Source organism: Mesorhizobium onobrychidis, assembly GCF_024707545.1.
Taxonomy (GTDB): Bacteria; Pseudomonadota; Alphaproteobacteria; order Rhizobiales; family Rhizobiaceae; genus Mesorhizobium; species Mesorhizobium onobrychidis.
Genome location: NZ_CP062229.1, coordinates 2,754,954 through 2,775,078 on the forward strand (window position 1 = coordinate 2,754,954; position 20,125 = coordinate 2,775,078).

The following is a 20,125-nucleotide window of genomic DNA, read 5'->3' on the forward strand; positions in this document are numbered from 1 at the left end:
GAGCCGGAATGTCGTGGAGCGCGTCCCATGACGCCGTCCAGTTAGCCGGGCCGCATGACGCTTCGCTCGTCTGCCCTACCTGGCTCAACGCGGTCGCCGCAGCATCGGGACGAGCGTCGGCGATGAACCGATCTGGATCGCGCCGAGCGGTTCGAAGCCGTGGCGCCGGTAGAACGGAATGTTGCGCGGGTTCGAGGATTCCAGATAGGCGGGCGCGTGATCGCGATCGCACTGCGCGAGCGCGTACGCCATCAAGGCATTGCCGTGACCTTCGCCCTGATGCGCCGGGTCGACGCCGATCACGGGCAAGTACCAATGCGGTTCGGTCGGATGGTACTTGGCCATCTGCTCGAATATAGCGGCGACTTCAGGGGCAAGAGAGGGCGCAACCGTGCTCTCGACAAGCGCACCAAGCCCTTCCTCGTCGGGATGCACACCGGGCGACAGCCACAGCGCCGTCCCGACATAGCCATCGGTGCAAAAGGCGCTTCCGTTTGAGAATGCCCTGGCCCCGAACGCGCGGACCAGTCGCGGCATGGCCGCAAGGTACTGGTGTGCATGCGGCCAGGTCCATCGCGCCATGGGATCCTCTGCAAACGCCAGCACGATTGTTCCGACCGCCGGATCTTCATCGGCCGCGGCCATAACTCTCACTGTCGGCGATTTCATGCTGCCCTCCAAGTGACGCAGGTGGTTCGACGAGGCGCCCGCGCCCTCAACGGGCGCCGCAACAAGCGGGCAGGAGTCCGTGATCAGGCAGTCCATCGGAAACCCGCCCCACATCTGGCTACCATGTTTCGCCGCCGGCGTTAAGTTTATCTCCTGACGCAACAAGTTGTTTCGAGAAACGGAAAGGAAACCCCCGAGGAAGGAGACAGGAGCGATGACGAAACACAAGACCGGAACACGCGAGGAATGGCTCCGAGCGCGGCTCGCACTGCTCGAGGCGGAGAAACGGCTCATGCGGCAGAGCGACGAACTGGCGCGACAGCGACAGGAACTGCCGTGGGTTCGGATCGATAAGGAGTATCTATTGGAGACCGAGGAGGGAAGCGCCTCGCTCGCCGACCTTTTCCAGGGGCGCTCGCAACTCTTCGTCTATCATTTCATGTTCGGCTACGGATACCGCCTCACCGATGAGCGCCAAGGATGCACCGGATGCTCGTTGATCGCCGATCACTTCGACTGCGTCATCCCCCACTTGAACGGCCGCGACATTACACTCGTTTGCGAATCGATCGCCCCGTTGCAGGAGATCCAGGATTACAAGCAGCAAATGGGCTGGCGCTTCCCGTGGGTTTCGTCGCTCGGGAGCGATTTCAAATACGACTTCGGCGCCGCCTTCACCGAAGAGCAGCAGAGAGACGGCGCCGACTACAACTATCAGCATGTCGACAGGGCCGAGCCGCAGAAGGAGGGAATGAGCGTCTTCGCGCTCCAGGACGGTGCCGTCTACCACACCTACTCGACCTATGCCCGTGGCACCGAGGTGTTTATGGGGGTCTACCGTTTCCTCGACTTGGCTCCGTGGGGAAGGAACGAGAACGGGCTCGAATTCCCCCAGGCGTGGTGGCGCCGCCATGACGAGTACGGCAATCGCTGAGCGGTGAGTGTCATGGGCACAACCGCGAATTACGGTGACAGTGCACTATTTTCCTTTCTGCCTGCCGTGCCATCGATCCGTAATGCCGACGTGGGCGCAGATCCGCCTCCTGAAGATAGTGCGCGTCCGCCCTGCCGCCGGCCGGTTAGCCTGGCGGCATCTTCTCGAACGTCTTCAGCGCGGTATCCATCTTGTCCCAAGGGAGAGCCCGGATACCGTAGGTGACAACGGTCGGATTGAACCGGCCCGGATCGTCGAGACTTCCGGCATAGACCGCGATCGGCTCCGGCATGGCGGCGAATGTCAGGTAGACCGGCGTTCCGCAGACCGGGCAGAACGAATGGATGTTATCGTTGCCGCTGTCACCCGCAATGCGCCAGTCCGTCGCCGTGCCGGTGATCGTCACGTCTGCCCGCGACGCAAACGTCAGATAGGATTGGTGACCGGTGCCGCTTCTTTTCTGGCAATCGCGGCATTGGCAGTGGTTCTCGAAGATCGGGGCTGCCTTTGCCTCGTAGCGGACCGCGCCGCACGCGCATCCGCCGGTGTAGAGAGTGCTCATCTGCTCGGCTCCTAGTTCCCGGGTTCAGGCCGCTAGGTCGGACGCGCGCGGCTTGGCGAAGACATCGATCGCCTGACCCGTTTCGAGGAAGGATTTCAGGCTGGAGAGGACGATCGGCCAACCGCGCTTGATGCCGTTCGCCATCCCGCTGCCGGATTCGAGTTCGTCATGGGTGACGGTCAGCCGGACCATGGCCTCGTATTCCTCGAGCTCGAAGGTTACCCGGCTGTAGCTCGCCGGATCGGACGCCTGCGAAGCGTTTGCCCAGGTGATGACGAGACGGGTCGGCGGGGAGACCTCGACGACCTTGCCGACGAGTTCGACGGTCCGTTCATCATTGGCGCGGATATGCTCCCAGCTCGAGCCGGGCTTCCAGTCGGAGACGTTCTCGTGGCCCCAGTAGCGCCGTGCGAGGTCTGGTTTGGTGATGGCCTCGAACACCTTTCCCGGTGTCGAGACGATATAGGTCGTGTAGATAAAGCTGATCGTTTCCTTGGTCATTGCTACGCTCCTTGTTGTTTCGCGAGCATAGGTAGATGGGGAAACCGGACCCGTGTGAGTGACAATCGTGTCGCGAATGGCTTCTGATATGACAAAAGGTTGACGCATGACGCGCTGGCAGCTTGCTCATGGACGGCATCTCGATCTTGGAGCGCAATCGTTGCTGATGGGGATTTTGAACGTTACGCCGGACAGTTTTTCCGACGGCGGAGAATTCGATCGGCCGGAGCGGGCGCTCCAGCAGGCGCGGCGCATGATCGGCGAGGGCGCGGCGATCATCGATGTCGGCGGCGAGTCCACCCGGCCCGGCGCCGGCGCCGTTTCGGCGCGCGAGGAACAAGCGCGCATCCTGCCGCTGATCGAGGCGCTGTCGTCCGACGGCGGCAGCCTGGTTTCGGTCGACACCTATCGGGCCGAGACGGCGCGTCTGGCGGTCGCGGCGGGCGCACATATCGTCAACGACGTGCATGGCCTGCAGCGCGAACCCGACATCGCCCACGTCGCGGCGGAAACCGGCGCCGGTCTCGTCATCATGCACACCGGGCGCGGCCGCGAAAAACTGGCGGATGTGATCGCCGACCAGTTCCTGTTCCTGAACAGATCGCTGGAGATCGCGCGCGACGCCGGAATCCCGGACGACCGGATCGTGCTGGACCCGGGCTTCGCCTTCGCCAAGGACGGAGAGGAAAACCTTGAGCTCATGGCTCGCTTCGGTGAATTGCGCGCGCTCGGTTTTCCATTGCTGGTCGGCACCTCACGCAAGCGTCTTGCCCGTCACCTGGTCGGCGGAACTGACGAGGGGCGGGACGTCGGCACAGCGGCGACAAGCGTCATCTTGCGGTTGAAGGGCGCTTCGATCTTCCGTGTGCACAGTGTCGCGGTCAATCGCGATGCACTGGCTTTCGCCGACGCGGTGCGCGAGCGCGAGACCGTGGAATAGAAGAGCGGGTCAGGCGGGCTCGGTGACGACGCCGATCCGCCGGTAGACGAATGGTTCGTCCTTTGAAGGAACTGCCGCAGCACGCTGGGCTTCGTCGATCAGCATTGCCATGCGCGCATGGATCGGCGATTTCGCGCAAGCCGGGTCCGTGGCGGCAGCATCGCCAGCGATCGCCATCGCCTGGCAGCGGCAGCCGCCCCAGTCGATCTCACGCCGTTCGCAACTGCGACAGGGCTGCTGCATCCAGTCGGTGCCGCGAAAGGCGTTGAATGCCGGCGAATCCGTCCAGATCTCGGCCAGGCTGCGCGGTCCGAAACGCTCAAAGCTGAGCGACGGGATGGTCTGTGCGGCATGGCATGGCAGCACGGTGCCGTCCGGCGTCACCATGAACGCGTCGCGCGCCCAGCCGCCCATGCACGGCTTGGGATAGATAGCGAAGTAATCCGGCGGGACGAAATCGATGTTCATGATGCCGGTGAGCCGTTCGCGCGCCGCCGCGACGATCTCCGCCTGCCGGTCGACCGCAGCACGCTCGGGCATCAGTTGATCGCGATTGGTCAGCGCCCAGCCGGCGTACTGCACGTTGGCGATCTCGAGCCGCTCCGCGCCCAGCGAGAGTGCCAGATCGATGAATTCCGGCACCTCCTCGATGTTGTGGCGATGGATCGGCGCGTTGATGGTAAGCGGCAGGCCCGCCGCGCAAGCGCGGCGTGCCGTCTCCAGCTTCTTTTCGTGGCCGCCTTTGTGGTTGCCGATACGGTCGGTGGTCGCCGGACGTGCGCCTTGAAAGCTCAGCTGCAGATGGTCGAGCCCGGCTTCGGCAAACGCTTCGATGCGGCCTTCGGCAATGCCGACGCCGGCCGTGATCAGGTTGGTGTAGACGCCGCGCGCCGAAAGCCCGGCGATCAATTGCTCGAGGTCGCGGCGCAGCGTCGGTTCGCCGCCGGACAGATGCACCTGGAGAACGCCGAGATCGGCAGCCTGCGAGAACAAGTCGAGCCAGGTCTGTGTATCGAGTTCGCGATTGGCCTTCAGCAATTCGAGCGGATTGGAGCAATAAGGGCATTGCAGCGGGCAGCGATGCGTCAGTTCCGCCAGCATGCCGATCGGAGGAAGAAGGGGCTCGCTCATAGCTTCACCAGCAGCTTGTCCGACCATTCCTGCAGGAAGGCGACGACGTCGGCGGCCACGGCCTCCTGTTCGGCGTCATAATCCGCGGCAAGGTCGGCAATGATGTGGCCGACCGTGGACCGTCCATCGCAGCGGCGCAATATATCGAGGCTGATATCGTTCGGCCAAAAAACCTTTTCGGGCGAAAGCACGGCGAACGCCTGCCGCACGGGGTCATATTGTATGCGCACGTGCTTCGGCAGCGAAGGCACCGATCGTGACGACACCAAAGCTCTTTCGCGCAGCGCCATCATAGGGCTGCCTCCGGACGGAACGCGCCGGGCGGGATGTTTCCCGGCTCGGCATAAGCGTGTTGAAGCGCGTCGAGCATGGCCCACAGTATATCGCATTTGAACACCAGCGCATCGATCGCCTGCTGCTGGCGTTCCGCCGTGTCGGCATGGCCGAGCACGTAGGCGAGGGCGAAGTCGGCGTCGCGCGAGGCCTGTTCGGGCCGTCGGCTGAAATAGGCCAGCGTATCCTCGGTGATGTAATCGTATTTGGCCAGCATGGCCGGGACCCGCTCGCCGATGATGAGCGGCGAGAACATCTCGGTCAGCGACGATGCGACCGCCTCGAACAGCGTCCGGTTCGTGCAAAAGGAGAGGTAAGCGCCGACCGCGAAACGTGTCGCCGGCAGCGCCAGCCTTTCGCTCTTCACGTCATCGGGATCGAGGCCGAGCGAGGTCGCCAGATGCAGCCAGCGCGCAATACCGCCGCTCCAGCCGTCCTCGCCGTCATGGTCCTCGATGCGTTTGCGCCAGGCGGCGCGAAACGCCGGGTCCTCGGCATGTGCGAGGATCATGGCATCCTTGCGCGGGATGACAGCCTGGTAGCAATAGCGGTTCAGCGCCCAGGCCTGCATCTCGGTCCGCGACAGCGCACCGCTGGTCATCCTGTGATGGAAAGGATGGCGGTTGTGATAGCGCTCGGCACCGACCTGACGCAGCACGGTTTCGAGCTCGCTGGAGGACAGGCCGTTCCTGGCCGCGTCGTGGAAATCACTCAAAATTCCATCTCCATCCCGTCGCGGGCGACTTCCCAGCCGGCGGCTTTCACCGCTGCGTGTTCGCCGGAATTCTCGTCCAGAACAGGGTTGGTGTTGTTGATGTGGACGAAGACACGGCGGCCGATCCTCACATCGGCCAGGCCGGCGATCGAACCTGTGTCTCCAGACATTGCCAGATGCCCCATGCGCGCCCCGGTTTTTTGGCCGACGCCGGCAGCAATCATCTCGTTGTCGGTATAGACCGTGCCGTCGAACAGAAGGCAGGCGGCATCGGCTAGACGCGTGCGCAGGGTCGCATCGATGCGCGCGCAGCCCGGGATATAGAAGACCGAGCTGCGACTGCCGGCACCAGTGATACGGACGCCGACCGTGTCGCCGGACTCGGAGCTGAAATTGGCATCCGGTTGGCTTCTTTCCTCGAGATAGAGCGCAATCTTTCCGGGCACGGGAAAGCTCTCGACAGTCACGCCGGTGTCGTGGCCGTCTGCGTCGCAGATCGCCAGTTCTTCCGCCGGCGGCAAGGTGCGTCGCGGCACGAGCGCCGGATCGAGAACATTGAAAATCGAATTCGCCTCCAGCGTCGCCAGAACCTGTGTCGTTGCATAGATGGCGAAGGGCTGCCGCTCACGCAGGCTGAGCAGGCCGGCGACATGATCGACATCGGCATTGGTCAGCACCACCGCACGGATAGGCGTCGAACGCAGCGGCGCATCATGCGCGGGCTGCAATTCAGGCGTTTGCGCAATCTGCTGGCGGATATCGGGCGAGGCGTTGAAGAGCACCCAGCCGGCGCCATCCACTGACGCGGCGATGCTTGATTGGGTTCGCGAATGCACGCCAGCCATCCCGGTGCGCGCCGCGCGGCTCAGGCGATAGTTGCAATTCCATTGCGGGAAGCCGCCGCCTGCCGCCGAGCCGATGATTTTCAAGCGCATTGCAATGCCCGCTCTGCGGCTCATTCAACCAACAGCAAGTTTTCGACCGCGAATGGCTTCGCGCCCGTGTTGAACGCGCCAAAGCCTTTCACCAAGACCTCGCGCGGCAAGGCAGTGCGTGCCCCCGTTGCCAGGGACACGCACCTCTGCGGCCTACTTCTTGGGAGGAATTTCAGCAGGCAGATACCGCGAAATTTCGAAGCCCGCAGCAACCTGGCACATGGTCGGTTTCGTCCAGCTCTTCTTCATGGCATTTCTCCTCTTCTACCAGCCCGAAGGGGCCGATCCTTTTCTCAGTCAACCATTGCTGGGCACCATTGCAATGGCTCGTCCATCAGCTCTCAAAATGGACAAATGAAACGGTAGGTTCTGAAAACTCGAAAAACAAGACGATCGAAAATAACAATGCTCATGCTTCAATTGCTGATCACGTAAGGCTTCTTCTCCTCCAGCGGGAGGTTTGCACGCTCCCATCCATCGGCGCCGGGCGGATACCAGATTACCGCGCTGTAGCCCCATTCGACAGCCCGTTTCGCGGCATTCCAGGACATCCAGCAATTCGTCATGCAATAGAACAGAATAGCGCGCGACTTGTCGGGACCGGCTTCGGCCGCGAGGCCTTGGCGAAAATAGTTGGCGGTCTCCCCGGAGATAGCGCCGTAACCGACATTGGCCAGCCAGGTGCTGCCTGGGATATCCTTTCTGATCGTGTCTCTCCAAATCGTTCCTGCCGGCAAATTGGCCGGCTTCGGCGTGTTCGGCATGACGTCGAAGAACACCGCCTTCTTCTCCCGCCACAGCGCCTCCGCCTCTGCCGTCGTCACCACGGTTGCGCCCTGCAGCGTCTGCGGCACCGGCGCCCGATATTCGTCCATCCGGTAGCCGCCGGGCTCGGTGACATCGCCAGCCCAGATCGGTTGGGTCAGACCCAGAAGGCCCGCAGCGACCAGCAAAATCGTCTCCTTTCCCTTCATACCGGTATCGTCATTGCGTGATCGGATTATCGTGTTCGTCGATCAGCGGCACATTGTAGTCCAGCAGGATCCTGTTGATCTCCGCCTGGTTTTCCCTGATCACCCGGTTGAGCGTCCGCTTCCATTCCTGGTCGGATGGACGCACGCCCATGGTGATGCGGTAAGACATGCGCGAGCCGGTTTTTTCCTTCACCAGCGGAACGATCGTGAGATCGGCGCCGAGTTCCTTCGCATAGTAGCCTGCCATCGGTCCCCACATGACAGCCGCGTCGATCTTGCCGGCGAGCATGTCCTTGATCATGACCTCCCCCATGGAAGCGGTGAGGCGCGTATCCACCGCCAGCGGATAGATCTTTGCCGTTCGCAGGAGCTTGTTGGCGGCCATGTTGGCAGTCGGCGGCGTGCTCTCGACGACACCGATCTTCTTGCCGGTGAGTTTCGGATCCTCGATCGTCTCGACGCCTTCCATGCCGTTGCCCTTCGGGTGCACCAGCACATAGGAGGAGCGATAGTAGGCGTTGGTGTTCTGCACCAGTTCATCGCCCTGGGCGTAACCCATGATAATGTCGCATCGGTTGGCCGCCAGCGTGTTGCGCACGAAGCCGGCGACAACAGGAAACCATGTATAGGCGACGGACTTCCGGCCGGTTTTCGCGGCAACCAGTTCGGCCAGCCTGTTTTCGAAGCCTTCGCCGCTCTCGTCGGTGAAGGGCATGTTCGAAGGATCGGCGCAGACGCGCAGAATGTCGGGGTCGACCAGTTCTCCCGCGGCACCAAGGCCGGCGTCCTGCGCCTGAACGTTCGAAGGCAGCAAGGCGAGTGCGCCGAGCATCGGCAGGACAAAACGCAGCTTCAACGCATCACGGTCAATCATATCATCCACCCATGCAGGATGCTTCGGCATCCTTCGCTGCCTGTGGCTTGTTTGATTTCTTCGGCGGCCTGCCGCGGGGCGCCGCACCGTCGGCGCGGGCACGCAGATAGACGTAGAGATCATCCATGTAGCAATAGACGTTCTTGTTGTCGCCAAAAGCGGGCATGACGTTCTCCTTGCCGCCGCCGACGTTCTTGCGGCCTTCGGCGACGATCGAGAGGAACGTGGCGTAATCCATGGTTTTCAGGCTGTTGACCAAGGCCGGCGCATAGCTCGAACCTGTGCCGTCCGGTCCGTGACAAACATGGCAATCGGAGTGATACCGGCGGTAACCGCTGAACGTATACCAATCGACGGTTCCTTTTTCGATCTTGTAGGTCGGATTACCCTCCGCATCCAAATACTTGCCGTCCTCTTCCGTCACCGCCTTGGCTTTTTCCGCGCTGTCCGAGGCCTGCGCGAGACTTGAGCTTGCCAGAGGCAGCAGAGCCAGAGCGAGAGCGGCAATTACAATGCGAACGGACATTCAGACTCTTCCTTCATTTGCCACGGACACGGGTTTGCAGTCGTGAAGCGGCATTGATCGATGTTTTGGGTGCGCGGCGAAATTGAGAGCCCGGTCCTGGCTTCCCGGTGATCCGGGCTCTCGCTTTTCAAGCCTTGGTCTTTTTCACAAGACCCGAGGCGTGCCTAAGGTTCCCGTGTATCAGTCCGGGAGACCGAAGACGGTGAGCTGGCCGCCCAGCGTCGTGTAGTCGGCAAGTGCTGCGTAGCCACCGACCGCTCCCAGACCAGCAGTCCCAACGACCGCGGTCTCGTCGCCTTGCTCACGGCCCTGATCGACGGCGCCATGCCAGGCAGCGGCGTTATCGGGCGAAAGCAGTCCACCTGCCAGACCGATACCGGCCCATCCGCCGACGCCGGACAGAACGGCGATGTACTGCTTGCCGCCATGCTCGTAGGCCGTGATGTTGCCGATGATGCCGGACGGGGTCTTGAACTTGTAGAGTTCATTACCGTCATGATCGACCGCCTTGATGTAGCCCTCAAGCGTGCCGTAGAAGACGACATCGCCGTCGGTTGCCAGCGCGCCCGACCACACCGAGAACTTCTCGGGCTTCGACCAGACGATCTCGCCCTTGGCAGCATCCCAGGCAATGAAGTTGCCCATGTGGTCGGCTCCAGGGGGAGGATACATCGACACGGTGGCGCCCACATAAGGCTGGCCGGCAGTGTAGCTCACCTTATAAGGCTCATAGTCCATGCAGACATGGTTTGTCGGCACGTAGAACAGCCCCGTCTTCGGCGAATAGGCCGCCGGTTGCTGGTCCTTGGTTCCAAGCGCCGCCGGGCAGATGCCCGTCGAGTTGGTGTCTTCGCCGTTCTGCTGGGTCGAATATTTGGCTACGACCTGCGGGCGGCCATACTGGTCGCTGTTGGGGTCCATGTTGACTTCCGTCGCCCAGTTCACTGCCGGATCGTATTTCTTGGCGACGAGAAGTTCGCCAGTGGCGCGATCCATGGTGTAGGCAAAGCCGTTGCGGTCGAAATGCACCAGTACGTCGTGCTTGGCGCCGCTGACCTCCATGCCGTCGACGAGAATCATCTCGTTGACGCCGTCAAAATCCCACTCGTCATGCGGGGTCATCTGGTAGAGCCATTTGGCAACACCAGTATCCGCATCGCGAGCCATGATTGTCATGGACCAGCGATTGTCGCCTGGGCGCTGGACCGGGTTCCACGTCGAGGGATTGCCGGTACCATAGTAAACCAGGTTCAGCTTGGGATCATAGGAATACCATCCCCATGTCGTGCCGCCGCCTGTCTTCCACTGTTCGCCTTCCCAGGTGTTCGTGCCGGAATCCTTTCCGACAGGTTTGCCGAGATGGGTGGTCTTTTCGGGATCGATCAGGGTGTCTGCGTCCGGACCTTCCGAATAGGCTTTCCAGGCGAGCTTGCCGTCTTTCAGATTGTAGGCGGCCAGCCAGCCGCGAACGCCGTATTCAGCGCCGGAGACGCCGACGAGCACCTTGTCCTTGACGACTACGGGCGCTGACGTACCGGATTCGCCCTTTCCGCCGTCGGTCTGGTCGCCGTTCTTGACTGACCAGACGACCTTGCCGGTCTTGGCATCGAGCGCCACGACGGTGGTGTCGGCCTGGTTTAGAATGATCTTGCCGTCACCATAGGCGACGCCACGATTGACCGTGTCGCAGCACATGATCCCAATGACATTGGGGTCTTGCTTGGGCTCGTATTTCCAGAGGATCTTTCCGTCATTGTTGAGATCGAGAGCGTAAACGGTGTTCGGGAACGGCGCGTGGACATACATCACGTCGCCGATGATCAGCGGCCCGCCTTCATGGCCGCGCAGCACGCCAGTGGAGAAGCTCCACTTGACCTGCAGGTTCTTCACATTGTCCTTGGTGATCTGGTTAAGTTTGGAAAAGCGGGTGTTGGCGTAGTCACCCGTCTGCATCACCCAGTCCTTGGGATTTTCGGCCATTTTCATCAGTTCTTCATTGGCCGACGTCATGTGGACCGCGCCGAACGACATGAGCGCCGCGGTCGTTAGTAGGTAGGCAGTTTTCGCAAGTACACGCATCAAAGTCCTCCCAGGGTTCACAATGACGAATCGTCCGTTGAGCCCACGAGGGCTTGCCCAAGCGATTCATGTGGGGGAAGTATTTCCGGCAGCGTGTCACGACCTAAGCCGAATGAGCAGAGGGCACCGTTACTGCCCATCCCACTTGGCCTACGAAAGACTGTCGCCGCTCCCTAATGACGGTGACGCCCTTGAAGCCGGAAACAGGATGAAGCTATGTCATCCCCAGGCGGAAGGCAAGAAAAATCACTTCCGTCTATGTTGCACTGCAATATAGAGAAATAGATATGAAAACACTCAGATAGAAAGCTATTGATCGACTGTGAATGAAGCGAGATTTATATAAGTTGCCAAATTTTGCGTATTTTTATGGCAAAATGTATTGATTTCTATTTGGGAATATTCCTTGGAGCGTATGGGTTTAAGTATGCACGCGTCGCTCCGGGTGCCGATAGTGAAGGAGACATGAAATGAAGGTCAGCACCAGGATTCGGAGCGGATATTCGTGCTGTCGGGGAGGCCTTTTGCCGGCCGGTACGGCCCTGCTCCTTTGGTACTATATGGCCTGCATGAGAACTTGACTGGCGTGGCGGCAAGAGGCCAACTGGTGTGGTGATCTGTCTCGATCCGTCGGGCTCGAACTATCACGTCCGGGCCAATCGGAGGGTTCCCCATGCTCAGATATGTCGGCTTTTCGAGCTTGCCGCTGTTGCTTACATCGGCCCTGGCCTTCGCAAATCCGGCCGGCGCCGCTGGAGATTATCCGACGGCGACGATTGTCGACTATGTGCTCGGCTGCATGCAGACGAATGGCCAGACACGTCAGGCGCTGGAGAACTGTTCCTGCTCGATCGACGTCATCGCCTCGATCCTTCCGTTCGAGGATTATGAAAGGGCCGAGACCTTCAAGAGCATGTCCCTGACGACAGGGGAGCGTTCGGGACTGTTTCGCGAAAGCGCGCCGGCAAAAGCCGCAAGCACGGAACTGAAGCGCGCGCAGGCGGAAGCCGACGTGCGCTGCTTTTAGAGCGTGCCCTGCTAAGAGCGCCGACGGCGGGAGACAACCGCCGTATGCGGTTTGGAGGCTTCAGAGTCCCGTAGCCTCCAATGGCCATTGATTGCGAAAGACCTTGCCGTCCGTATCGATCGCTTCGACCTGGATGTCGCCAGTGCCGTGCGCGGTGAAATCGAACCGGAAATTGGGGTCTTCCGAAATCGATATTCCACCTTCCATCGAGAGGATCGGCCGGTCTGCCTGCGAGATCGACAGTTTCTGAACGAAATGCGCGGGGATGAAATACTGGGTCAGCGGGTTCCGCTGCAGGCCCGAATTGTTCGGGTGCCGGATCATCAGCTGCAATTCCTGCGCCTTTGTCATCGTCTCTTGCGGCGGGAACTGGCGCAGCTTCATCTGCCCCATCGTCGCTATCGCCTCGTCCTGGTTCTTGACCGCCGGGGCAGAGCATCCGCCTGACGCCTTGACGAAGGTCTGAGCCATGTGGAGTTCGCCGCCCTGCGTCTCTGCGATGGCACGCAAATAGGAATAGTCGTTGACGCGGACGCGCGTCGACAGATGTGTCACGCCGGCGTCCTTGCCGATCTGGAACGTCGCCGCCACCGGTGCCGGATTGACGTCGATGATCAAGGTGACGGATTTGATGCCGTCGGGCACCTTGGCCGGGTCGATATAGATGTCGACGGGCACGATGGCGGCATCCTGCGCCCGCTTCGGCGCCTCGACCCTGACGACGCCGGTATCGACCAGAATTGCGCGATCGCCGAACACGTCGCCTTTCAAATTCTGCCAGATCCTGTCCGAAGACGCGGTTGTTTGCTGGGCGTTGGCGGCTCCGGAGGAGCCAAAGAGCGTGCCGACAGCCAGTATGATCGCGACAAAGATGGCTGCGAGCGGCAAGACGAGCTGCCGGCTCCGATAAGCGTGATCTTGCATTCGATGCCTCCACCAATATCAGAGAGGTGGTGCCCAGGCGATGTCCAGGATACGCCTTTCACGATGCGTTTGGCAAATCGATGCACCTGATAGCGTCCAACGCTTGTCGGTTTGATCTATTCCCATTCGAGTTCGGCAAAGGCGGCCGTGGCATTGCGCTCATTGTAGTCGTCGAACAGATGCCATTTGCCCCGTTCGCCTCGGCCGGCGGTCCTGACTGCCTCGCTGAGCGGCACCCCGTCGGCGATCGCCTTGCGAATGTCGCGCGCCAGAACCTCGAAATAGCGCCGCTCCGCCGTCAGCGCCTCCGGCCAGTCGGCCGGCACCGCGCCATGACCCGGCACGACGCGCGCGGCGCCGATCGCGGCCAGCGCATTCATCTGGCGGAGCCAGCCAAGCAGCGACCCGTCGAGCGTCGGCAAGGAACCTATGAAAACGAGATCGCCGGCAAACAGCGTGCGGGTCGCGCTGTCGAAGACGGTCAGGTCGTTGTCGGTGTGAGCCGCCTTCCATGCCTGCAATTCGAGCACGCGTCCACCGAGGTCGAGTTGCAGGCGATCATCGACCAGAATCGTCGGCGGCATGATCTCGATCCCTCCCATCAGCGCGTCGCCGATCTGTTCGCGAAAGCTTTGCAGGTAGAACGCGCCGCGTGCCTCGAGCGCGCGCGGCAGATTGCGATGGCCGACAATGGTGGCGCCGATCTCCTGGAACGCCGCATTGCCGAAGATGTGGTCGGGGTGCATATGGGTGTTGATCAGGTAGCGAACCGGCTTGGCGCTTATTTTGCCGATCGCGGCGATGAGGGCGTTCGCCTCGATCAGGCTGCCGCCGCTGTCGATGACGGCAACGGCGTCGGTCCCGACGACGACGCCCAGGTTCGAAATCGCGCCCTGGTTGGCGGCGCTCATCAATTCATCGACGCCCTGGAAGGCGAAGACGCCGTCGGCGATTTTCCTGAGCTTGAATTCAAGGCCGCTGGCAGCGGCGAGAGCGGCCCGCCCGAGGCAACAGGGCAGCATCGCGGCGCTGACCGCGGTGCAGGCGAAGGCGTTCACAAGCTTGCGTCTTGTCCTATCGATCGGCATGGCTTCCCCGATATGAATTCGAGCCGTAAGGCGATCAGGCCACGCCCGGAAATTTTTGGTGGAACGACCGCAAAAGGTCGCTCATCATCTGTGGATTGCGATAGTGCCGCGGCAGCCTGACGTCGAACATGCCGAGCACATGGGCTGGCCGCTGCGCGAGAACGATGATGCGATCCGACAGCATCAGCGCCTCGCGGACATTGTGCGTTACCATCAGGGCGGTCGTAGGCCGCGCCGACCACACGGTCAAAAGCAAGTGCCGAAGCCGCTCGGCGGTCCGTTCGTCGAGCGAGGCGAAGGGTTCGTCCAGGAAAAGCACCGCCGGTTCGGTGGCGAAGGCCCTGGCAAGTGCTGCCCTGCGAGCAAGGCCGAGCGAAAGCTCCGCCGGATAAAGCGAGCGCATGCCGGCGAGGCCGAGCGTGTCGAATAGCCCGTCGAGATTCTTCGTTCTCAGGCTTTTCGGCAGCGCCAGCCTGACATTCTGCTCCACCGTCCGCCACGGCAGCAAGATCGGCTCCTGGAACACGGCGGCGATCCGGTTGGAGCCGCCTTCAGGCAGTTGGAACGAGCCGGAAAAGTCCTTGTCCAATCCAAGCAGGATGCGCAGCGTCGTGGTCTTGCCGCAGCCGGACGGCCCCAGCAAGCAGGCGAATTCGCCCTGCCGGACCTCGAAGGAAAGGTCCTGGAGCGCCGTGATCGAGATGCCTTGCGCGGACCTGAAGGTCTTTTCGGCGATGTCGACCCTAAGCGGGACGACGGCGCCAACGGGTTGCATGTCGTTCAATGGGCTGCACCAGAAGAAGTTCGATGACAAGCATCACCGCTACGAAAGCCAGCGTATAGGCAAGAATGGCGGCGACGTCGAAGAGCTGGAAATAAAGATAGATCTGGAAGCCGACACCATTGGAGCGGCCGAGCAGTTCGACCACAAGGACGATCTTCCAGATAAGGGCGATGCCGGATCGTGAGGCGGCGGCAAGATAGGGCTGCAATTGCGGCAGCAGGACGTGGCGAATGCGATCGAGGAGCCCGAAGCGGTAGACGGCGGCCATTTCGGCGTAACTCGGATCAAGCGCCCTGGCGCCTTCGCGCATCGTCACCACGACATTCGGGATCTTGTTGACGGCAACCGCGCCAATCGCCGCCGCTTCGTTGAGGCCGAACCAGATGTAGGCGAGCACGATGACGACCAGCGCGGGAATGTTGAGAAATAGGATCAGCCAGGGACTGAAGAACCGGTCTACGCTGCGGTAGCTGCCGAGGAGAACGCCGATGACCGAGCCAACAACCATCGCGACGACATATGCCGCGGCAACCCGGCCGAGTGTCGCGCCGAGATGGTAGAAAAGGTCGCCGTTTGCCGCCTCTGCGAGCAGCACCTGGCAGACCTGTCCCGGCCCAGGAAAGGCACGGCTCGGCCATGCATTTGCCGCAAAGCCCCACAGCAGGCAAAGCCCGAGCAGAGAGACCGCCACCGTCAGCACGGGTGTCAGCGCCGCTGCAAGGCCGGATTGGCTGGAGATGTCGGCTGCAGCGCCAGGCGGGCGATCGCCGGTGTCAGGTGCGGTCATTTCGGCAGTTCCTGCCAGAACGTGCCGGGCGCCATCTCGGGCGCGCGGCCGACCAGCTTGTCGCCGCCGATCTCGGCCAGCACGCGGTAGAGCCTGCCCGCGTCGGCCGCATCCTCGGCGACGGGGCGTCTGGGAATGCCCTCGCGATAGCGGTCACGCAGTTTGGCCAATTCCTTACCTTGCGCGCGGATAATCGGCGCAAGGCGCAGCCACTCGTCGTCGGATCTGGCCAGCAAGTCCTTGGACTGCGCCGAAGCCTTGATGAAACCCCGGACGGCGGCCGGATTTTCGTTCGCCCATTTGTCATGAAAGACATAGCCGAGCGCCGACACGGCGCCCGAGGCCCCGAGCGCTTTCGCCGCATCATCGGCGCCGATCAGCCGACGAAAGCCGTTGACCTCGAGGCGGGCGCAAAAATGCCAGAAATTGAGCACCGCATCGAGTTCGCCTTGCATCGCCTTTTCCGAAATCAGCGGCGGCGCACCAAAGACGATGTCGCTGGTTGCCGGCAGGTCGAGGCCGTGATCGCGTCTGGCCAGCGCCTGGATCAGCAGCCAGCTTTTATCGAGAGGCCCGCCGGCGACGCCGATCTTTTTTCCCTTGAGATCGATGATCGTCCGGATCGGCGCCGCCTCCTTCACCATGATCGCCCCGACGGCGGTCGAATAGGGGACCAATGTGAGGTCGACGCCTTCCGAACGCTGGCGCGAGACCCACAGCCAGTCGGAGACGATGATGTCGATCGCGCCGGCCAGCATGGCGACGTTGGTTGCATCCTCGCCGGCGAAATCGATGATCTCCAGATCGATGCCGTTGGCTGTGTCGAACTTGTGCTGCTTCAGCGTGTCAAGCGCCCAGCTCACGGTGCCGAACTTCAGCACGCCAATGCGAACCCTGGCCGTGGCGAAGGAGGGGGCCGTGGCGAAGGACGGCCTTGGGACAAGAGCCGTGGCTGTTCCAAAAGCTGCCAGCCGGAGCGTTCCTCGACGCGAAATCATCATGATGTCTCCTCCCGGGGCCGCAATAAGCCAGAGCGCCGATCAGATCGCACGGTCTTTGTTCGGGAAAGCGCATGTCCAGCGCTTAACCTTTAGGGTCGGGTGTTCCTGCGACCATTTCGCGATTTCGCTGGGCGCCAGCACCATACATTGGACGAGAGAGCCACGGCTCTCGAAATAGAGATGTTCGTCTCGGCAATCGCCCGGATTGGCAATCAGGCAAACCGTCAATATGAGGTCGACCATATCCATTCAGCACCTCTTGCGCGCTTGAAGACGCTCGCTTCGGCGAGATCCGGCCCGATCTGCGAGCCTGGACAAAATCGCCAACTGCCGGAGTCCCGAGGTGCCCATGGAAAACCCGAATGGTTTGAGGCTACGCGTTCGCCCGATGGCCGTCAACAAAGGCGAATGGATCGGGGGCGCCGGAACCTGAAACAAAAAACCCGCCTCGGCGGCGAGCACAAATGCCGTCACAAAGCAACGAATCGCGAGCTCGAAACCAGGGCAATCGCTTCGGTTGAACCGCGCCTCATCGCCCTGCGTTCCAGCGTTGGTGGTTGGCGAAAGCCGAAGCGGCATCCGATCTCCCCCCAAAGTGGGGAAATCAGCAGCCTCGCCGATGGCGCCTACTCAGGAATGATAAGGTGCGAGTGTGCCGTGCAGCTCTCTGAACCTCTGCACGGTTGACATCGCTCATCTGCCGGGTAGCTTCCAGGATGCAGGCGCCGCAACTCCACTGGGGAGAAGCTTTCGCTCTGTCATAAAACGACGCATGCCGATGATCAAAACAACGGCGTGTGCAAATCGTCCAGGGCACCTTGACGATCAATGAGGAAATGCCATGCGTGCAATCGCATTTTTCGCCGTCGTGTCCGTTGCGACGTTCATCACAAACCAATCGCAGGCACAGGATGCCGCCGCGGGTGAGAAGGTCTTCGCCAAATGCAAGGCCTGCCACGTCGTCGACGAGGACAAGAACAAGATCGGTCCGTCATTGAGCGGCATTATCGGCCGGACGGCCGGCACGCATCCGGGGTTCAAATATTCTAAACCCATGACCGAGGCGGGTGCATCCGGCGTCAAATGGGACGAAGCCACGCTGACGACCTATCTTCGCGATCCCAAGGCCATGATCAAAGGCACGAAGATGGCGTTTCCCGGTCTCAAGAAGGACGAGGATCTCGCCAACGTCATCGCCTATCTGAAGCAATACTCCAAATAACCCGGTTCTTCCGCAGGAAGTAGCCCGGTTCTTCCGCAGGAAGTAACCCGACTTCGCCGGCCGTTCGAAACTGCGTTCGGCCGGCGCCCGCCCCGGTAGTTGGCGCCGGTCAAGCGGCGTCTTGCAGCCTCCGCATGGCGGAAGGCAGGTCGAGCAGGCCGTCGCAAACGAGGTCGGCGCCAAGCTCTTCAACGGCAATTTGGCTGTAGCCGCCGCGTAGCAAAATGACGGGCATGCCGGCGGCGCGCGCGGCGGCCACGTCGGCGCCGCTGTCTCCGACCATCAGCGTGTCGCGAGGCTCGACCTGAAGCTGGTCGAGCGCCAGCAGCAGGGCGTCGGGGGCCGGTTTCAGGCATGTCACCGCGTCTCCGCCGACGATCGCGCCGAGATGTTCCGTCAGCCCAAAATGCAACAGGATTTCGCGAGCCGCCAACTGCGGCTTGTTGGTCACCACGCCCATGGCTATTCCGCTCAAATGGAAGTGCGTGAGAACCTCCCTGACGCCGGGCATCAGCCTTGTCAGGCCGGTCAGGTGTCTGCGGTAAATCGGCGTCATGACGCGGTTGGCCTCATCGAGCGCGCTGCCGAGGAGCGGCGTACCGGATGCTGCGAAGGCTCGCTCGACCAGTTTCCTGACGCCGCCGCCGATCATCGCCTTGACCTGCTCCAGGCGCAGCGGCGGCAGATCGCGGCTGGCCAGCAACTCGTTGACTGCGGCCGTTATATCAGGCGCCGAATCGACCAGCGTGCCGTCGAGATCGAACAGGATCGCTTTCGACGATCGAAACGGCCTACTCATGCCGACGTTCATGCAGCATCCTTCCACTTGATCGAGCAGCCGATCGAAGCGATCTGGTCCAGCGGTCCGTCGCCGGTTCTGGCAATTTGCTTCATCGCCTCGAACAGGTCGCGCCTCAGCCCGGGCGGTCCGGCGTCGCGTCGCGCCGCGTCCAGCCGGCCGCGATATTGCAGCGTCAGCTCGCTGTTGAGCCCGAAGAAATCCGGAGTGCAAACGGCTCCATAGGCACGCGCCACCGTCTGGTGCTCGTCGTGGAGGTAGGGGAAAGTGAAGCCGTTCGTCCTGGCGAAGAGCTTCATGTTGTCGAAGGAATCATCCGGATAGGCGTCGGCATCGTTGGAGTTGATCGCAACAAAGCCGATGCCTTCGGCCTTGAGGTCGTTGGCATCGCGGACGATGCGTGAAATCACCGCCTTCACATAAGGGCAGTGGTTGCAGATGAAGGCCACGACCAGCCCGTTCGGGCCGGCATGGCTGAAGATCGAATGCGATTTGCCGTCGACGCCAGGCAAAACGGCATCGATGGCTTGCCAGCCGAAATCGCAGACAGGTGGGATTGCCGCCAAGATTTCCTCCGATGAAATATTTGGCCTCCGATGAGACGGTTTACGCGGCTTTCCGGATCGCCCCGTCGGCTGCCTGTCTGATGGCGCCGACATTGGCGCGATAGGCAGCTTCGGTGCCGCCCTTGAAGATGGCCGAGCCGGCGACCAGCACATTGGCGCCGGCCGCGCTGACCAGCGGAGCGGTCTCGGGCGTGACGCCGCCGTCGATCTCGATGTCGATCGGGCGGTTGCCGATCAGTGCCTTGACCCGCCTGACCTTGTCGACCACAGCCGGAATGAACGCCTGGCCGCCGAAACCCGGATTGACCGTCATCAGAAGCACCAGATCGAGCCGGTCGAGCACATACTCGATGACGCTTTCCGGCGTCGACGGATTCAGCGACACGCCGGCTTTCTTGCCGAGATTCCTGATCGCCTGCAGCGAACGATCGAGATGCGGCCCGGCCTCGGCATGCACCGTGATGATGTCGCAGCCGGCATCGGCGAAGGCGGCGAGATAGGCGTCGGCCGGCGCGATCATCAGATGGCAGTCGAAGATCTTGTCCGTTCGGTCACGGATCGCCTTTATCACCGGCGGGCCGAAGGTGATGTTGGGCACGAAATGGCCGTCCATCACGTCGAGATGAATCCAGTCGGCGCCTGCCCGGACGACCGCTTCGACCTCGTCGCCGAGCCGTGAGAAGTCCGCAGAAAGCACCGAGGGCGCAATGATTGTCTTAGTACCCATGGTCGTCGGCTCCCGTTCTGTCTTCCG

At 61.6% G+C, this 20,125-nt stretch carries 25 protein-coding genes; 5 read left to right on the forward strand and 20 right to left on the reverse strand.

The genetic code is table 11. The features are described from left to right. Positions 1–84: 84 nt before the first annotated feature. A complete protein-coding gene (locus IHQ72_RS13695; RefSeq protein ID WP_258123826.1) occupies positions 85–669 on the reverse strand; it encodes a GNAT family N-acetyltransferase in 585 nt (194 codons plus the stop codon). Positions 670–883: 214 nt separating this feature from the next. Between IHQ72_RS13695 and IHQ72_RS13700 the strand changes: the two genes are divergently transcribed. Next, positions 884–1,603 (forward strand): DUF899 domain-containing protein, encoded by a 720-nt coding sequence (locus tag IHQ72_RS13700; RefSeq protein WP_258122912.1) that lies wholly within the window; start codon positions 884–886, stop codon positions 1,601–1,603. 145 nt (positions 1,604–1,748) lie between these two features. Here the strand turns inward: IHQ72_RS13700 and IHQ72_RS13705 are convergent, their stop codons facing one another. Further along, positions 1,749–2,165, reverse strand: a complete 417-nt coding sequence (locus IHQ72_RS13705) for a GFA family protein (protein WP_258122913.1) — start codon at positions 2,163–2,165, stop codon at positions 1,749–1,751. Positions 2,166–2,189: 24 nt separating this feature from the next. Continuing rightward, a complete protein-coding gene (locus tag IHQ72_RS13710; protein WP_258122914.1) occupies positions 2,190–2,666 on the reverse strand; it encodes an SRPBCC family protein in 477 nt (158 codons plus the stop codon). A 106-nt stretch (positions 2,667–2,772) separates the two neighbouring features. Between IHQ72_RS13710 and folP the strand changes: the two genes are divergently transcribed. Continuing rightward, positions 2,773–3,606 (forward strand): dihydropteroate synthase, encoded by an 834-nt coding sequence (gene folP / locus IHQ72_RS13715; RefSeq protein ID WP_258122915.1) that lies wholly within the window; start codon positions 2,773–2,775, stop codon positions 3,604–3,606. A gap of 9 nt (positions 3,607–3,615) precedes the next feature. Here the strand turns inward: folP and pqqE are convergent, their stop codons facing one another. The 4 genes from pqqE to pqqB are packed head-to-tail and all read right to left on the reverse strand — an operon-like array spanning position 3,616 to position 6,720. Next, the gene (pqqE, locus tag IHQ72_RS13720) at positions 3,616–4,737 is read right to left on the reverse strand and encodes a pyrroloquinoline quinone biosynthesis protein PqqE (protein ID WP_258122916.1); all 1,122 of its coding nucleotides are present in this window, start codon (positions 4,735–4,737) and stop codon (positions 3,616–3,618) included. Then, on the reverse strand, positions 4,734–5,030 hold the full coding sequence (gene pqqD, locus IHQ72_RS13725; protein WP_127208872.1) for a pyrroloquinoline quinone biosynthesis peptide chaperone PqqD: 297 nt from the start codon (positions 5,028–5,030) through the stop codon (positions 4,734–4,736). Before pqqD ends, pqqE begins: the two co-directional genes overlap by 4 nt. After that, the gene (pqqC, locus tag IHQ72_RS13730) at positions 5,027–5,785 is read right to left on the reverse strand and encodes a pyrroloquinoline-quinone synthase PqqC (protein ID WP_258122917.1); all 759 of its coding nucleotides are present in this window, start codon (positions 5,783–5,785) and stop codon (positions 5,027–5,029) included. Before pqqC ends, pqqD begins: the two co-directional genes overlap by 4 nt. After that, positions 5,782–6,720 (reverse strand): pyrroloquinoline quinone biosynthesis protein PqqB, encoded by a 939-nt coding sequence (pqqB, locus tag IHQ72_RS13735; protein WP_258122918.1) that lies wholly within the window; start codon positions 6,718–6,720, stop codon positions 5,782–5,784. The genes pqqC and pqqB overlap by 4 nt, the downstream gene beginning before the upstream one ends. A gap of 220 nt (positions 6,721–6,940) precedes the next feature. Here pqqB and IHQ72_RS13740 point away from each other — a divergent pair, with 220 nt between their 5' ends. Then, entirely contained in the window at positions 6,941–7,078 is a 138-nt protein-coding gene (locus IHQ72_RS13740; protein ID WP_164547143.1) for a hypothetical protein, read from the forward strand. A gap of 58 nt (positions 7,079–7,136) precedes the next feature. Here IHQ72_RS13740 and IHQ72_RS13745 read toward each other — a convergent pair whose 3' ends face one another. The 4 genes from IHQ72_RS13745 to IHQ72_RS13760 form a co-directional block, all read right to left on the reverse strand. Next, complete coding sequence (locus IHQ72_RS13745) at positions 7,137–7,694, reverse strand: PQQ-dependent catabolism-associated CXXCW motif protein (protein ID WP_258122919.1); 558 nt, start codon at positions 7,692–7,694, stop codon at positions 7,137–7,139. 10 nt (positions 7,695–7,704) lie between these two features. After that, positions 7,705–8,568 (reverse strand): quinoprotein dehydrogenase-associated putative ABC transporter substrate-binding protein, encoded by an 864-nt coding sequence (locus tag IHQ72_RS13750; protein ID WP_258122920.1) that lies wholly within the window; start codon positions 8,566–8,568, stop codon positions 7,705–7,707. Position 8,569: 1 nt separating this feature from the next. Beyond that, positions 8,570–9,094 (reverse strand): c-type cytochrome, methanol metabolism-related, encoded by a 525-nt coding sequence (locus IHQ72_RS13755; RefSeq protein ID WP_258122921.1) that lies wholly within the window; start codon positions 9,092–9,094, stop codon positions 8,570–8,572. Between the two features lie 180 nt (positions 9,095–9,274). Beyond that, positions 9,275–11,173, reverse strand: coding sequence for a methanol/ethanol family PQQ-dependent dehydrogenase (locus IHQ72_RS13760; RefSeq protein WP_309508856.1), 1,899 nt, complete (start codon positions 11,171–11,173; stop codon positions 9,275–9,277). A gap of 673 nt (positions 11,174–11,846) precedes the next feature. On the opposite strand from IHQ72_RS13760, the gene IHQ72_RS13765 reads away from it, so the two are divergent. Next, on the forward strand, positions 11,847–12,200 hold the full coding sequence (locus tag IHQ72_RS13765) for a hypothetical protein (protein ID WP_258122922.1): 354 nt from the start codon (positions 11,847–11,849) through the stop codon (positions 12,198–12,200). A gap of 60 nt (positions 12,201–12,260) precedes the next feature. On the opposite strand, the gene IHQ72_RS13770 is transcribed toward IHQ72_RS13765, so the two are convergent. From IHQ72_RS13770 to IHQ72_RS13795, 6 genes are all read right to left on the reverse strand, one after another. Further along, positions 12,261–13,124, reverse strand: coding sequence for a quinoprotein dehydrogenase-associated SoxYZ-like carrier (locus tag IHQ72_RS13770; RefSeq protein WP_258122923.1), 864 nt, complete (start codon positions 13,122–13,124; stop codon positions 12,261–12,263). 116 nt (positions 13,125–13,240) lie between these two features. Further along, positions 13,241–14,212 carry a quinoprotein relay system zinc metallohydrolase 2 gene (locus tag IHQ72_RS13775; protein ID WP_258122924.1) on the reverse strand — a complete coding sequence of 324 codons (972 nt, stop codon included), beginning with the start codon at positions 14,210–14,212 and terminating at the stop codon, positions 13,241–13,243. A gap of 34 nt (positions 14,213–14,246) precedes the next feature. Continuing rightward, positions 14,247–14,987: an ABC transporter ATP-binding protein gene (locus tag IHQ72_RS13780; protein WP_258123828.1), complete on the reverse strand. Its 741-nt coding sequence runs from the start codon at positions 14,985–14,987 to the stop codon at positions 14,247–14,249. Then, entirely contained in the window at positions 14,956–15,783 is an 828-nt protein-coding gene (locus IHQ72_RS13785) for an ABC transporter permease (RefSeq protein ID WP_258122925.1), read from the reverse strand. Before IHQ72_RS13785 ends, IHQ72_RS13780 begins: the two co-directional genes overlap by 32 nt. Next, positions 15,780–16,784: an ABC transporter substrate-binding protein gene (locus tag IHQ72_RS13790; protein WP_258122926.1), complete on the reverse strand. Its 1,005-nt coding sequence runs from the start codon at positions 16,782–16,784 to the stop codon at positions 15,780–15,782. The genes IHQ72_RS13785 and IHQ72_RS13790 overlap by 4 nt, the downstream gene beginning before the upstream one ends. Before the next feature lie 39 nt (positions 16,785–16,823). Further along, positions 16,824–17,033 (reverse strand): hypothetical protein, encoded by a 210-nt coding sequence (locus IHQ72_RS13795; RefSeq protein WP_258122927.1) that lies wholly within the window; start codon positions 17,031–17,033, stop codon positions 16,824–16,826. Positions 17,034–17,625: 592 nt separating this feature from the next. Between IHQ72_RS13795 and IHQ72_RS13800 the strand changes: the two genes are divergently transcribed. Continuing rightward, positions 17,626–18,006: a c-type cytochrome gene (locus IHQ72_RS13800; protein WP_258122928.1), complete on the forward strand. Its 381-nt coding sequence runs from the start codon at positions 17,626–17,628 to the stop codon at positions 18,004–18,006. A 109-nt stretch (positions 18,007–18,115) separates the two neighbouring features. On the opposite strand, the gene gph is transcribed toward IHQ72_RS13800, so the two are convergent. Genes gph through rpe form a run of 3 tightly spaced genes read right to left on the reverse strand, consistent with a single transcriptional unit; the run spans position 18,116 to position 20,098 of the window. Then, positions 18,116–18,817, reverse strand: a complete 702-nt coding sequence (gene gph / locus IHQ72_RS13805; RefSeq protein ID WP_258122929.1) for a phosphoglycolate phosphatase — start codon at positions 18,815–18,817, stop codon at positions 18,116–18,118. Further along, a complete protein-coding gene (locus tag IHQ72_RS13810; RefSeq protein ID WP_258122930.1) occupies positions 18,814–19,371 on the reverse strand; it encodes a thioredoxin family protein in 558 nt (185 codons plus the stop codon). Before IHQ72_RS13810 ends, gph begins: the two co-directional genes overlap by 4 nt. A gap of 40 nt (positions 19,372–19,411) precedes the next feature. Then, a complete protein-coding gene (gene rpe, locus IHQ72_RS13815) occupies positions 19,412–20,098 on the reverse strand; it encodes a ribulose-phosphate 3-epimerase (protein ID WP_258122931.1) in 687 nt (228 codons plus the stop codon). Positions 20,099–20,125: the final 27 nt, after the last annotated feature.